Here is a 13,872-nt window from a genome sequence, read left to right on the forward strand (position 1 = left end):
ATGACAATGGCCACAATTGAAGCCGCGCCCCGCCCCTGCTATCGCGCGGCCCGACCGATTCCGTGCCGGAAATGCGGCCACCCGACTTCAGAAAGGCTCCCCATGGTCCCCCGTTATGCCCGCCCAGCAATGACCGCGATCTGGGAACCCGAATCGAAATTCCGCATCTGGTTCGAGATCGAGGCGCACGCCACCGACGCACTCGCCGAACTCGGCGTCGTGCCAAAGGAAGCCGCCAGGGCGATCTGGGAGCGCGGCGCGTTCGAGGTCGAGCGCATCGACGCGATCGAAGCCGAGGTGAAGCACGACGTCATCGCCTTCCTCACTAACGTCGCAGAGCATGTCGGCGACGAAGCCCGCTTCATGCATCAGGGCATGACCTCGAGCGACGTGCTCGACACCTGCCTTGCGGTCCAGCTAGCGCGCGCATCGGATATTTTGATCGAGGATCTCGACAAACTGCTCGAGGTGCTCAAGCGCCGCGCCTATGAGCACAAGCTGACCCCCACGATCGGCCGCAGCCACGGCATCCATGCCGAACCCGTCACTTTCGGGCTCAAGCTGGCGCAAGCCTATGCCGAATTCGCGCGCAACCGCGAACGCCTGGTCGCGGCGCGCAAGGATGTCGCGACCTGCGCGATTTCGGGCGCGGTCGGCACCTTCGCCAATATCGATCCGCGCGTCGAGGAACATGTCGCGGAAAAGCTCGGCCTTTCGGTCGAACCGACGTCGACGCAGGTGATCCCGCGCGATCGTCATGCGATGTATTTCGCGACGCTGGGGGTCATCGCATCGTCGATCGAGCGGCTCGCCACCGAGATCCGCCATCTCCAACGCACCGAGGTTCTGGAGGCTGAGGAATATTTCTCGCCCGGCCAGAAGGGTTCATCGGCGATGCCGCACAAGCGCAATCCCGTGCTCACCGAGAATCTGACAGGCCTTGCGCGCATGGTGCGCGGCTATGTCACGCCCGCGCTCGAAAACGTGGCTCTGTGGCATGAGCGCGACATCTCACACTCCTCGGTTGAGCGTTATATCGGCCCCGACGCCACGATCACACTCGATTTCGCGCTCGCGCGCCTCACCGGCGTGATGGACAAGCTCGTCATCTATCCCGAGCGGATGCAGAAGAATTTGGACAAGATGGGTGGCCTCGTCCATTCGCAGCGCGTGCTGCTGGCGCTCACCCAGGCGGGCGTCAGCCGCGAGGACGCGTACCGCCTGGTCCAGCGCAACGCGATGAAGGTTTGGGAATCCGACGGCCAGCTTTCATTGCTGGAACTCCTGAAGGCCGATCCCGAAGTCAGCGCGGCGCTGTCTGCCGAGGAGATCGAGGATCGCTTCGATCTCGGCTACCATTTCAAGAATGTCGACACGATCTTCGCGCGCGTCTTCGGCGAATGATGCGATGGTGCGATCGCTGCACCTGATGCAGCGATCGTAACCGGCCCGACACGGTCAGGGCCGATTTCTAGCGTTTTCCCAGCGGCATTACCGAATAGAGCAACGCGATTGCAATAACTGCAACTGCGATAGCGCGTTTTGAAATTGCGATGGAATGTGAATTCCCTATTTATGCTGCATCGCACAATAGAGTGCGGGCGCGGGCAGGATCGCCCGCATCTTGGAGAAAAACAATGAAGCTGTTTGAGACGGCGACCAGCCTCGTGCTGTTGTTCGCCACGCAGGCGCTTGCGTTCGGGACCGTTCTGGTCGCCTGACGCCGCCTAGAAACCCCGCCCAGGCATATGGCCCGGCGGGGTTTTCTTTTGCCCATAGCACATACGATTGCGATTTCTGCATGCGCGATGCTCAAAATTAAAATTGCGCCATGTGATAATTATATTACATAAAATGCATCGAATGTTCCAGCGCGGGCTTGGGGTCGCACCCTGCCGCGGAACTTCCGAGACAGCGCTCCTCCTGGCGATTCGCGGCACTCCCTGCGCCGCAACCGCTTAGAGCCTGATCGTTTGAGGTGGAAGCGCTCTGCGCTTCCGCCGAAAGCGTGAATCAGGCTCTATTCGAATGGTTGAGACCTTGATTCACGTTTCAGGCTGATCCAGCCTGAAACGATCAAGGTCGAGCGCTCGCGATCGGGGTAATCTCCTCCCGACCCTGATCGCAACACTCGAAACCCCGCCGGACATCCCTTTAGTCCGGCGGGGTTTTTCGTTCTAATCGTCACCGACAGAGCTGATTTCCCGGCATGCTTGAGCCCGGTGCGCGCCTGCGCGTGGTTTGGCTGGTATCGGGATGGAGGCGGCCACGAAAAAGCATGCGGGCAACGCCCACATGCTTCATTACGGAGGAGAATCGGGTCAGGCCGGGCGGCCCCGCGCCGGGATCAGTCGGTCAGATCGTCCCACATCGTCTTGAGCTTCGAGAAGAAGCCGCTCGATGCCGGGCATTCCTCGCCCGTCTCGGTATCGCGGAACTGTTCGAGCAGCTCCTTCTGGCGCGCGGACAATCGGGTCGGGGTCTCGACCTCGATCTCGACGACCATATCGCCCTCCCCGCGCCCCTGGAGCACGGGCATGCCCGCGCCGCGCTGGCGGATCTGCTTGCCCGACTGGATGCCTGCGGGAATGCGGATCTCGTGCTCCACCTTGTCGAGTCCGGGCACGGTGATGCAGCCGCCCAGCGCCGCAGTCGTGAAGCTGATCGGTGCGCGACAGAACAGCGTCGTCCCCTCGCGCTCGAAGATCGGATGCCGCTTTACGTGGAGGAAGATGTAGAGATCGCCCGGCGGTGCGCCGCGTGCGCCTGCCTCGCCTTCGCCTGACAGCCTGATGCGCGTGCCTTCGTCGACGCCCGCGGGAATGTTGACGTCGAGCTTCTTCTCGCGGTCGACGCGGCCTTCGCCATGGCATGATCCGCAGGGATCCGCGATCACCTGACCAGCGCCGTGACAGGCCGGGCAGGTCCGCTCGACGACAAAGAAGCCCTGCTGCGCACGCACCTGGCCACGGCCACCGCAGCTATGGCAGGTCTTGGCCGAGGTGCCAGGCTTGGCGCCCGTGGCGTCGCACGGCTCGCAGCGCGCCGAGACGTCGACTGCTATCGACGTCTGCTTGCCGTGAAACGCCTCTTCGAGCGTGATTTCCATGTCGTAGCGCAGATCGGCGCCGCGCCGCGCGGCCTGACGCTGACCTCCGCCGCCAAAGCCCGCGCCGAAGATGGTCTCGAAAATGTCGCTGAAGCCTTCGAAGCCGCCGCCGGCACCGCCGCCATTGCCGAACCCGCCATTCTGGAAGGCGTCCTTGCCGAAACGGTCATAAGCCGCGCGTTTCTGCGGATCCTTCAGGCATTCATAGGCTTCGCTGATCGCCTTGAACTTCGATTCGGAATCGGTGCAGCCACCGTTCTTGTCGGGATGATACTGCATCGCGAGCTTGCGATAGGCGGACTTGATCGTCCGATCGTCCGCGCCGCGCTCGATTTCCAGCAACTCGTAATAGTCAGCTTCGATGTTCATGCCGCCCCCGGCGTTCCGCCCCGTCCTTCACGCTGCCGCAGAATGACGGGGCGGTCCATGCCTCAACCCTTGTTTTCGTCGACTTCGGAAAATTCGGCGTCGACGACATCGTCATCAGCCTTCGCCGCGGCGGGCTGCTCGGCGCCCGGAGACGCGGCCGCGGCCTGCTCCTTCTCGTAGATCGCCTGGCCGAGCTTCATCGCCGCCTGGGCCAGCGCCTGTGCCTTTTCGGTCATTGCCGCCGGATCGCCGCTCTCGACCGCAGCCTTGGCGTCGGCCACCGCGGCTTCGATCTCGGACTTGAGCGCAGCGTCCACCTTGTCGCCATGCTCCTCGAGCTGCTTCTCGGTAGTGTGGATCAGGCTTTCGGCGTTGTTCTTCGCCTCGGCCGCCTCACGACGCTTCTTGTCCTCTTCGGCGAACTGTTCGGCATCGCGGACCATCTGGTCGATGTCCGAATCCGAGAGACCGCCAGAGGCCTGAATCTTGATCTGCTGCTCCTTGCCCGTGCCCTTGTCCTTCGCGGTGACGTGGACAATGCCATTGGCGTCGATGTCGAAGGTGACCTCGATCTGCGGCACGCCGCGCGGCGCGGGCGGGATGCCGACCAGATCGAACTGGCCGAGGATCTTGTTGTCCGCCGCCATCTCACGCTCACCCTGGAAGACGCGGATCGTCACCGCCTGCTGATTGTCGTCGGCAGTCGAATAGACCTGGCTCTTCTTGGTCGGGATCGTCGTGTTGCGGTCGATCATGCGCGTGAACACGCCGCCCAGCGTCTCGATGCCCAGCGACAGCGGCGTCACGTCGAGCAGCAACACGTCCTTGACGTCGCCCTGAAGCACGCCCGCCTGGATCGCTGCGCCCATCGCGACGACCTCATCGGGGTTGACGCCCGTGTGCGGTTCCTTGCCGAAAAAGCCCTTCACGATGTCACGCACCTTGGGCATGCGCGTCATGCCGCCGACAAGCACCACCTCGGCGATGTCGTCGGCCTTGACGCCCGCATCAGCGAGCGCCTTCTTGCAGGGATCGAGCGTGCGCTTGATGAGGTCTTCGACCAGCTTTTCCAGATCGGTACGCGTGATCGACTTCACCAGATGCTTCGGCCCGGTGGCGTCGGCAGTGATGAAGGGCAGGTTGACCTCGGTGGACTGCGCCGAACTCAGCTCGATCTTCGCCTTTTCCGCAGCTTCCTTCAGGCGCTGCAGCGCCAGCTTGTCCTTGGTGAGGTCGATGCCCTCGGCCTTCTTGAACTCGTCAGCCAGATACTGGACGATCTTGGCGTCGAAATCCTCGCCGCCGAGGAAAGTGTCGCCGTTGGTTGCCTTCACCTCAAACACGCCGTCGCCGATCTCGAGGATCGAGATGTCGAAGGTGCCGCCGCCAAGGTCATAGACCGCAATGGTCTTGCCGTCCTGCTTGTCGAGGCCATAGGCGAGCGCGGCCGCGGTCGGTTCGTTGATGATGCGCAGAACCTCGAGGCCCGCGATCTTCCCCGCGTCCTTGGTCGCCTGGCGCTGCGCGTCGTTGAAGTAGGCGGGAACGGTGATGACAGCCTGCTCGACGGTCTCGCCCAGATAGCTTTCGGCGGTTTCCTTCATCTTCTGCAGGATGAAAGCCGAGATCTGCGAAGGCGAATAATCCTCGCCGCCCGCCTGCACCCAAGCGTCGCCATTGGGGCCCTTCACGATCGTGTAGGGAACCAGTTCGGTATCCTTCTTGGTGATCGGATCGTCGAAGCGGCGGCCGATAAGGCGCTTCACCGCAAAAATCGTGTTGTCACCATTGGTCACCGCCTGGCGCTTCGCCGGCTGGCCGACCAGCCGCTCGCCGTCCTTGGCGAATGCGACGATCGACGGCGTGGTGCGCGCGCCCTCTGCGTTCTCGATGACTTTCGGCTTGCCACCTTCCATCACGGAAACGCAGCTATTGGTGGTGCCAAGATCGATACCGATAACCTTGCCCATATATCCCTCATTACCCCAGAATGATTACGCGGCCCGCGGTGTCCCGAAGGCCGAAGTTACGTCGGCGATATAGGTGGGCTTTTTCTTGTCGCAAGCGGGGCGTGCGCACGGAGCCTTTCCCGGCGGCGCAAAATTGCCCTGTCGGACGAGAAAGGCACGTGATTCAAGCGTTGGAGAGCATCGGGAATGGACATGGCGGTGGCATATTCATTCCCGATGCTTCCCAGCCGAAAAACCGGCTCCCACTTTTTCGGGAAGTGCTCTAGTTAAGCATCACACTCTCCTCAGGAGCCAGAATCATGCGTTTGCGCCTTGCCCTTGCCCCGGTTCTTGCAGCCGCCGCGCTCGCGCTTGGAAGCTGCGGGCAGGATCCGGTTCTCTATGTCGACAAGGGCTGGGTGCGCTTGCCCGCGGTGATGACCAATCCGGGCGCGGCCTATTTTACGGTTCATGGCGGGCTCACGGACGATACGCTGATCCGCGTCAGTTCCGACGTCGCGATCAAGACAGAGATGCACGATGTCGTAACGGAGAATGGCGTCACCAAAATGGTGCCGCTCCAGTCGGTGCCGATTCCCGCCAAGGGCAAGGTCGAGTTCAAGGCCGGTGGCAAGCATGTCATGCTGTTCGACCTGCGCCGCAACCTCAAGGCCGGCGAGACGATCCGCCTCGACTTCACCTTCGCGAGCGGTGAACAGATCTATATCGATGCTCCCCTTCAGGCAGCCGGAGCGCCCGCACCGGGCGGCGAGGAGCACAACGCGCATTGAGCGGACGCCCGCTGACCCAGGCCGAGCGCAACCTCGCCGCGAGCGTCTTCGGCGATGCGATCGACTATGACGCGGTCACGATCCATCAGCGCAAATGGTGGTGGTTTCAGCCAAGGCGCGTGACGATGGCGCCCGACGGACATATCTGGTTCCACCCCAAGGGCGGGCTCTACTGCGACGATTTTTACGACCGCGGTCTCACCGCGCAGGCGTTGTTCATCCACGAGATGACGCATGTCTGGCAGCGGCAAAAGGGCATCTTCCTGCCGCTCGCGCGCCACCCCTTCTGCCGGTACGACTATGCGCTCAAGCCCGGCTGGCCGCTCGAACGCTATGGCATCGAGCAGCAGGCCGAGATCGTGAAGCACGCATTTTTGCTGCGCCAGGGCGCGATGGTGCGCGGCGCGCCGCCCTTGAAGCAATATGAAAGCGTGCTGCCTTTCGTACGGCGCTAAAACATCGAGCGAAAAATGTGCATCATTACGCCGCTCATCCTGAGGAGCCGTTGAGCTTGTCGAAACGGCATCTCGAAGGACGCACTGAACTGGTCCTTCGAGACGGGTCCCTTCGACTGCCTGCCAAGGCAGGCGCTCAGGACATGCTTCGCCAAGCTCAGCCCCTCCTCAGGATGAGCGGTTCTGATTTTATGCTCGATGCTCTAACGAGCGTCCTCAAGCAGCAGCTTCTCGCCCTTTTGTCGGATCGCGGCTTCGATCAAGGGGCCCATGAACGACAACGCCGCCGGCAACGTCACGGTCAGCCGGACGAAATGTTCATGCACGTCGAGCGTGCCCGTCACCTGCTGGCCAAGCGCACCGACCGCGATCGCCATGCGGTCAGGCGCTGGCCAGGATGACGACACTTCCGCAATCCCGCCGGGAATATGCTCGGGGAGTTCGCCGATCCGCGATTGCAGCCGGCGCTTGACCTCGTCGCGTTCAAGCCTGTGCGGAATATCGATGATCATCGGGTCAGGATCCCTGTTGGGGCAGCCTTGGCCCGGCCACGCTCAATCCGGCTTCTTCGCGACGCCCACCAGCGCCGGGCGCAGCAGCCGGTCCTTGATCATGTAGCCCGCCTGCATCTCCTGCACGATCGTGCCGGGCTCCGCCTCCGCGCTCGGAATCTCGACCATCGCCTGGTGACGGTTGGGATCGAGCGCCTCGCCCAGCGCTGCGATGCGCTTGATGCCGTTGCGCTCGAACACGCTGGCCAGTTCCTTTGACGTTGCCTCGATGCCCGTCAGCAGCCCTTTCAGCTTTTCGTCCTGGCGCAGCTCCGCGGGAACCGCTTCCAGTGCGCGGCCCAGATTGTCTGCGACCGAAAGGATGTCGCGTGCGAAACCGGTTGCGGCATAGGCGCGCGCGTCCTGCGCATCCTTTTCGAGACGGCGCCGGACATTCTGGACCTCCGCCTGCGCATAGAGCACCGCCTGCTTGGCCTCGGCCAGATCGGTCTCTAGCTCGCCAAGCCGGTCCAGCCCGTTGTTCTCTGGCCCAACCTCAGCGGTTTCCTGCCTGGGGGTTTCGTCCACTTTCTGTTCGTCGTTCATCCGATCAATCTCGATAATGTCTGTGCGGTGAAATCCACCATGGGAACCACGCGGGCGTAGTTCAAGCGCGTCGGGCCGATCACACCGACCACGCCGACCACGCGCCCGTCCTGCCCGCGATAGGGCGCCGCTATGACCGACGACCCCGATAACGAAAAGAGCTTGTTTTCGGATCCGATGAAAATTCGCGTCGCCGCGCCGGAACGCGCGCTATCGAGCAGGCGCGCGATTTCTTCCTTGCCCTCGAGTTCGTCGAGTAACTGGCGAACGCGTTCGAGATCCTCGGCGGCATTGGCGTCGATCAGGTTCGCCTGACCGCGCACGATCAGCACCGGGCGCTGCGCGCCATCTTCGGACCAGAGCGCCAGCCCGCGCGCAATCAGCTCGCCCGACGCGGCGTCAAGCGCCGCCCGCCCCTGCGTGATTTCGCGCTCGACCGTGACGCGCGCCTCGGACAGCGTCTGCCCCGTCAACACCGCGCTCATGTAATTGGCCGCCTCGTTCAGCGCGGCGGGCGTCATCCCGCGCGGGAGTTCGACAACGCGATTCTCCACCGACCCGTCAGCTCCGACGAGCACCGCGAGCGCCTGACGTTCCGACAGCGGCACAAAGCCGAACTGGCGCAGCACAGGCTCGCGCTTGGGCACGAGCACTAGCCCGGCACAGGCTGACAACCCGGAGAGCGCCGCGGTCGCGGCGGTCAGTGCCTCCTCGATTGGTCCCGTCGCGGACAGGCGCGATTCGATCGCGGCGCGCTCGGCAGCGCTGGGCTCGGCGACCTGCATCATCCCGTCGACGAAAAGGCGCAGGCCCGTTTCGGTGGGCATCCGGCCCGCCGAGGTGTGCGGGCTGCTCAGCAACCCCGCTTCCTCCAGATCCTGCATCACGTTGCGGATCGAGGCGGGCGAGAGATTGAGCACCGACAATTTGGAGATTGTGCGCGAACCGACGGGCTGACCGCTGTCGATATAGCTTTCGACGACCAGCCGAAAGATATCGCGCGCACGATCGCTAAGCTCGGTTACGGGCGGAGAGTTCATGGCATCCGATGTAGGGGCTCGACCCGCGCTAGCGCAACCGCCGTGCGACAAGGATCGCGATCAGCCCGGCGACCGCCAGTCCGGCGCCGCGGATCGTCCATTCGGACATGTCGATCATGAAGCTGTTCGCCGGCCAGCGAATATAACCCGTGCCCTGCCCCATCCAGAGCATGCCCATCACAAAAGCGAGGATGCCGAAAGCGATCAATATGGTCTTGAGGATCTTCATGGTCGCCTCTGCCCACCAAAGCTACCGCCTTATAGTGTCATTCCCGCGAAAGCGGGAATCCAGGGAAGCTCGGCCAGAACCGTGTGGTCCTTCAACATCGCCTGGATTCCCGCTTTCGCGGGAATGACACCGAAGGATACAGGAATGGCTGGCACGCCCGGCGCACTAGGGTTAAAGCGCGCGCAAATCCAAAGGAGAACTCAATGCGCCCTTCCGGCCGCACCCCCGACCAGATGCGTACCATCAGCATCGAATCACGTTTCACCAAACATGCCGAGGGCTCGTGCCTGATCGGCTTCGGCGAGACCAAGGTGCTCGTCACCGCCTCGATCGAGGAACGCGTGCCCCCTTTCCTGCGCGGCAAAGGCGAAGGCTGGGTTACGGCCGAATATGGCATGCTGCCCCGCGCCACGCACACGCGCGGCAATCGCGAGGCCGCCAAGGGCAAGCAATCGGGGCGCACGCAGGAAATCCAGCGCCTGATCGGCCGCTCGCTGCGCGCGGTGGTGGATATGAAGGCATTGGGCGAGCGCCAGATCGTTCTCGACTGCGACGTGATCCAGGCCGATGGCGGCACGCGCACCGCTTCGATCTCCGGCGCGTGGGTCGCGCTGCGCCTCGCGGTCGACACGCTCATCGAAAAGAAGCTGCTGACCGTCGACCCGATCAAGCAGAAGGTCGCGGCAGTCTCGTGCGGCATCTACAAAGGCACGCCGGTGCTCGACCTCGACTATGACGAGGATTCGAATGCGGGCGCCGACGCCAATTTCGTGCTGACCGAGGACGGCAACATCGCCGAGGCGCAGGCGACCGCCGAGGGCGAGACCTATGACGAGGAGGCGCTGCTCCGTCTGCTCCGCCTCGCACGGATGGGCTGCACCGACATCTTCGCGGCACAGGCCGCCGCCACCGGACGCTGAGGATCCTAAGATGAATGAAGAGATCGGCCGCCAGGCGATCCGCAAACTGGAACCCGGCAAGCTCGTGATTGCGAGCCACAATCCGGGCAAGGTGCGCGAAATCGCAGCGCTTCTCGGCCCGCACGGGCTCGACGTGCTGTCTGCGGCCGAACTCGGCCTGCCCGAACCCGACGAGACGGGCACGACCTTCATCGCCAATGCCGAGCTGAAAGCGCGGGCAGCCGCCGATCTTTCGGGCTTTCCGGCGCTTGCGGATGATAGCGGGCTGTGCGTCGATGCGCTGGGTGGAGAGCCCGGCATTTTCTCGGCGCGCTGGGCGGGCCCCAATAAGGATTTCCGCGACGCGATGCGCCTCGTCGAACAGAATCTGGAGCGTGTCGGCCCCGATATCGGGCGCGACGCGCACTTCATCTGCGCGCTCTCGCTCGCCTGGCCCGACGGCCATATTGAAAGCTTCGAAGGCCGTGTCGACGGCGTACTGGTCTGGCCTCCGCGCGGAGACCGGGGCTTCGGCTATGATCCGATGTTCAAGCCCAATGGCTTCGACATCACCTTCGGCGAGATGGACCCCGAGGCCAAGCACCGCATGAGCCACCGCGCCGATGCCTTCGCGCAACTCGTGGCGGCAGTGCTTTAGGCTGTTTCCGATTTGCATCGAACTATAAGCTGTCGCCCCAGCGAAAGCTGGGGCCCAAGCGATGATCGGAAATATTGCCAAGGCTTGACGCACGACATCAATATCGTCTGGGCCCCAGCTTTCGCTGGGGCGACACCGAGATTCAATTTCAATGAAACAGACCCTGGATCCCCTCGCGCTCTACATCCACTGGCCGTTCTGCGTCTCCAAATGCCCGTATTGCGACTTCAACAGCCATGTTCGCGAGAGCGTGGACCAGCAGGCGTGGCGCGACGCGCTCCTCGCCGATCTTGCGCATGAAGCGGCGCTAACCTCGAGACGCCAGCTCGGCTCGATCTTCTTCGGCGGCGGCACGCCCTCGCTGATGCCGCCCGAAACCGTCGCAGCGCTGCTGGATTCGGCCGAGCGTCACTGGGGTTTCGCGCCCGATATCGAGATCACGCTCGAGGCCAATCCCTCCTCGGTCGAGGCAGCGCGCTTTGCCGATATCGCATCCGCCGGCGTCAACCGCGTCTCGCTGGGATTGCAGGCGCTCGACGATCAGGCGCTCCATTTCCTCGGCCGCGCGCATGACGTGGCCGAAGGGCTTGGCGCGCTCGACACCGCGCAAAATGCGTTCGGGCGCGTCAGCTTCGACCTCATCTACGCGCGTCCCGGCCAGTCGCTCGCCGATTGGGACGCCGAACTCGCCCGTGCCCTCTCCTTCGGTACGTCGCATCTCTCGCTCTACCAGCTCACCATCGAACCCGGCACGCGCTTCGCGACGCTGGTTGCGCAGGGCAAGCTTCCCGTGGTCGATCCCGACCACGGCGCCGACCTGTTCGAACAAACCCGCACGCAGACAGCGCAAGCAGGCCTTCCTGCCTATGAAATCTCCAACCACGCCCGCGCGGGCGAGGAGAGCCGCCACAACCTCACCTATTGGCGCTATGGCGACTATGTCGGCGTCGGTCCGGGCGCGCACGGCCGGCGCGGCGGCCTCGCCACCTTCCGCCGCAAGAAGCCCGAAAACTGGATGACGGCGATCGCTCGCAACGGCCAAGGAATCGAGGAAGAGACACCGCTCGCGCACGTGGACCGCGCAACCGAGGCGCTGCTCATGGGGCTGAGGCTGGCGGAAGGCGTCGATCTGGATCGCATCGCGCGCATGAGCGGGGTCAATATTGCAGACCTTACCAAACCGCACGCCGTCGCGTTGCTCCAGCGCCAGGGATTTGTCGAGCAGTCAGGTAGCCATCTCCGTGTGACTGACACCGGAATGCCCGTGCTCGACCGAATTCTGGCCGAAGTGGTCGCCTGAGGCGTGTGTGGCCGCGTTCAGGCGGCCTTGCTCGCTTCCCCCAGCACCGCCGGACGATAAAGCCCACGCAGTTCGCGTTCGGAAACGAACTTCGCGGTCTGGCCGAGGACCGTTTCTCCGGCGCCGAGCATCAGCACGCCATCGGGCTCGATGGCAGAGGCCAGCCGGTCAAAGGCGGCGGTGCGGACGGCGGACGGGAAATAGAGCAGGACGTTGCGGCACAGGATGAGATCGAAACGTCCCGGCATTGGCGGCTGTTCGAGTACGTTGTGACGGCGGAACTGGACGCGGCGCTTCAGCTCCGCGCTGGCATACCAGTTCTCTCCCTCCTGATCGAACCACCGCATCATCATCATGATCGGCAGCCCGCGCTGGATTTCAAACTGCGAGAAGATGCCCGTTTGCGCACGCTCGACCGCGCCCGATGAGATGTCGGTGCCGAGAATGTCGATCGTCCAGCCCTGCCAGCGCTCGGGCGCGTCGGCGATCATCATCGCGATCGAATAGGCTTCCTGCCCCGTCGAGCAGCCCGCGCACCAGATGCGGAGCCGCCGGCGCGCAGCGCGCGCGGCGCGCAGCACCTCCAGCGCCTCGCCGTTCAGAAGTTGAAAGACGCCGTGGTCGCGAAAGAAGAAGGTCTCGTTGTTCAGCAGCGCCTCGATCACGCGATCGGCAAGGCCGTGCTCGCTGCCCTTCAGCATCGCCGCGACAAGCTGGTCGGTCGAGGTCATGCCGCGTTCGCGCAACAGCGGTTTCAACGAGGTTTCTATGCGCCACACGCGGCTCGTCACAAGCTGCTGGCCGGTGCGTGCCTCGAGCATCGCCGCAAGTGTCCGGATGGCGGCGGAATTGACCTCGCTCACCGGGAGGCACGCCTTTTGCCGAGATGTGTCGCGATGGCAGCAGGCGGCAGCACCGCGGTTGCGATCCCCGCCTTGGCGATGCTGCCCGGCATACCCCACACCACCGACGAATCGATGTTCTGGACAAGCAGCTCTGCGCCGGTCGCGGCCAATTTGTCGGCGCCGATACAGCCATCACGGCCCATGCCACTCAACACGATACCGACCGCCGCGTCGCCATAAACTTCGGCAACCGAATCGAACATCGGATCCACCGACGGCAGGCAGCGCGATTCGACACGCTGACGGCTCAGCCGGACAACAACGCGCGCGCCGTGACGCTCGACGCAGAGATGCGCATTGCCCGGCGCGATGTGCAGCACGCCGCGCTCGATCGTCATCCCCTCTCGCGCGACCACGGCCTTGCGGCCCGTGGAGCCCCGAAGCTGCTGCGCGAAAAAGGGCATGAACACTTCGGGCAGATGCTGGGTGATGAGGATGGGCGCGTCGAAACTGTCCGGGAGCGCGCGAAAGAATTCGGTGATCGCGTGCAACCCGCCCGTCGAGGCGCCAATCGCGACGCATTGGATCGGTCCGAGATCGGAGCGCGGCTCGCTGACGGGGACGAGCGCCTCAAGCGGCTGCGGCTGCCGCGGCATTCCTGGCGCCACCGCAGCGCCGGCGGTCCCCAGACGCATCAGCCGTTCGCACAGGATTTCGGAGAAACGCCCGCCAAAGGCGTTGCGCCCCGGCTTGGCCAGCGTATCGGCAGCGCCGAGCGTCAGTGCCTCGACCGTGGTCGCGGCGCCTTCCTCGGCGAGCGCCGAGACAATCAGAATGCGCGCACCCTGACTTTTTTCGATCAGTTCGGGCAGCGCGGCAATGCCATTGCGGCCGGGCATCTCGATATCGAGGAGAATAACGTCGACGCTGACGCGCGCGAGGCTGTCGAGCGCCTCCTGTGCGCCCGCGACCTGGTCGACGATCTCGAAGGCCGGATTGCCGGAAATCATCCGCGCCAGAACCGCGCGGGCGACCGCCGAATCGTCGACGATCATCAGCCGGATCTTGCGCGCCTCAGCCTCGGTATCCGGTCCCGGTCCAGTAAATAGGGGCTGGCTCGCCACAAATGCC

At 63.7% G+C, this 13,872-nt stretch carries 14 protein-coding genes; 6 read left to right on the plus strand and 8 right to left on the minus strand.

All coding sequences use genetic code 11. From position 1 onward, the window contains the following. The first annotated feature begins 102 nt into the window (after positions 1-102). Entirely contained in the window at positions 103-1,404 is a 1,302-nt protein-coding gene (purB, locus tag D3876_RS16165; protein WP_119764254.1) for an adenylosuccinate lyase, read from the plus strand. A 943-nt stretch (positions 1,405-2,347) separates the two neighbouring features. On the opposite strand, the gene dnaJ is transcribed toward purB, so the two are convergent. Both dnaJ and dnaK read right to left on the minus strand, forming a co-directional pair. Then, positions 2,348-3,478, minus strand: coding sequence for a molecular chaperone DnaJ (gene dnaJ, locus D3876_RS16170; protein WP_119764256.1), 1,131 nt, complete (start codon positions 3,476-3,478; stop codon positions 2,348-2,350). A gap of 62 nt (positions 3,479-3,540) precedes the next feature. Beyond that, a complete protein-coding gene (dnaK, locus tag D3876_RS16175; RefSeq protein ID WP_119764258.1) occupies positions 3,541-5,448 on the minus strand; it encodes a molecular chaperone DnaK in 1,908 nt (635 codons plus the stop codon). Positions 5,449-5,747: 299 nt separating this feature from the next. Here dnaK and D3876_RS16180 point away from each other — a divergent pair, with 299 nt between their 5' ends. Beyond that, positions 5,748-6,218, plus strand: coding sequence for a copper chaperone PCu(A)C (locus tag D3876_RS16180; protein WP_119764260.1), 471 nt, complete (start codon positions 5,748-5,750; stop codon positions 6,216-6,218). Then, positions 6,215-6,673 carry a vgr related protein gene (locus D3876_RS16185; protein WP_119764262.1) on the plus strand — a complete coding sequence of 153 codons (459 nt, stop codon included), beginning with the start codon at positions 6,215-6,217 and terminating at the stop codon, positions 6,671-6,673. The genes D3876_RS16180 and D3876_RS16185 overlap by 4 nt, the downstream gene beginning before the upstream one ends. Before the next feature lie 203 nt (positions 6,674-6,876). On the opposite strand, the gene D3876_RS16190 is transcribed toward D3876_RS16185, so the two are convergent. The 4 genes from D3876_RS16190 to D3876_RS16205 are packed head-to-tail and all read right to left on the minus strand — an operon-like array spanning position 6,877 to position 9,039. Next, a complete protein-coding gene (locus D3876_RS16190) occupies positions 6,877-7,185 on the minus strand; it encodes a polyhydroxyalkanoic acid system family protein (RefSeq protein ID WP_119764264.1) in 309 nt (102 codons plus the stop codon). A gap of 42 nt (positions 7,186-7,227) precedes the next feature. Continuing rightward, positions 7,228-7,770, minus strand: coding sequence for a nucleotide exchange factor GrpE (gene grpE, locus D3876_RS16195; protein ID WP_119764266.1), 543 nt, complete (start codon positions 7,768-7,770; stop codon positions 7,228-7,230). Continuing rightward, on the minus strand, positions 7,767-8,810 hold the full coding sequence (gene hrcA / locus D3876_RS16200; RefSeq protein ID WP_119764268.1) for a heat-inducible transcriptional repressor HrcA: 1,044 nt from the start codon (positions 8,808-8,810) through the stop codon (positions 7,767-7,769). Before hrcA ends, grpE begins: the two co-directional genes overlap by 4 nt. 28 nt (positions 8,811-8,838) lie before the next feature. Further along, on the minus strand, positions 8,839-9,039 hold the full coding sequence (locus tag D3876_RS16205) for a hypothetical protein (protein WP_119764270.1): 201 nt from the start codon (positions 9,037-9,039) through the stop codon (positions 8,839-8,841). Between the two features lie 203 nt (positions 9,040-9,242). On the opposite strand from D3876_RS16205, the gene rph reads away from it, so the two are divergent. From rph to hemW, 3 genes are all read left to right on the plus strand, one after another. Beyond that, positions 9,243-9,959: a ribonuclease PH gene (gene rph / locus D3876_RS16210; RefSeq protein WP_119764272.1), complete on the plus strand. Its 717-nt coding sequence runs from the start codon at positions 9,243-9,245 to the stop codon at positions 9,957-9,959. 10 nt (positions 9,960-9,969) lie between these two features. After that, the gene (rdgB, locus tag D3876_RS16215) at positions 9,970-10,596 is read left to right on the plus strand and encodes an RdgB/HAM1 family non-canonical purine NTP pyrophosphatase (RefSeq protein ID WP_119764274.1); all 627 of its coding nucleotides are present in this window, start codon (positions 9,970-9,972) and stop codon (positions 10,594-10,596) included. 151 nt (positions 10,597-10,747) lie between these two features. Beyond that, complete coding sequence (hemW, locus tag D3876_RS16220) at positions 10,748-11,896, plus strand: radical SAM family heme chaperone HemW (protein ID WP_119764276.1); 1,149 nt, start codon at positions 10,748-10,750, stop codon at positions 11,894-11,896. A gap of 17 nt (positions 11,897-11,913) precedes the next feature. Here hemW and D3876_RS16225 read toward each other — a convergent pair whose 3' ends face one another. Together D3876_RS16225 and cheB are read right to left on the minus strand one after the other, a co-directional pair. Further along, positions 11,914-12,759 carry a CheR family methyltransferase gene (locus D3876_RS16225; RefSeq protein WP_238475416.1) on the minus strand — a complete coding sequence of 282 codons (846 nt, stop codon included), beginning with the start codon at positions 12,757-12,759 and terminating at the stop codon, positions 11,914-11,916. Continuing rightward, positions 12,756-13,865 (minus strand): chemotaxis-specific protein-glutamate methyltransferase CheB, encoded by a 1,110-nt coding sequence (gene cheB / locus D3876_RS16230; protein ID WP_274378991.1) that lies wholly within the window; start codon positions 13,863-13,865, stop codon positions 12,756-12,758. The genes D3876_RS16225 and cheB overlap by 4 nt, the downstream gene beginning before the upstream one ends. Positions 13,866-13,872 lie beyond the last annotated feature (7 nt).

Origin of the sequence: Sphingomonas cavernae, assembly GCF_003590775.1 — a bacterium.
In the GTDB taxonomy this organism is placed as follows: Bacteria; Pseudomonadota; Alphaproteobacteria; order Sphingomonadales; family Sphingomonadaceae; genus Sphingobium_A; species Sphingobium_A cavernae.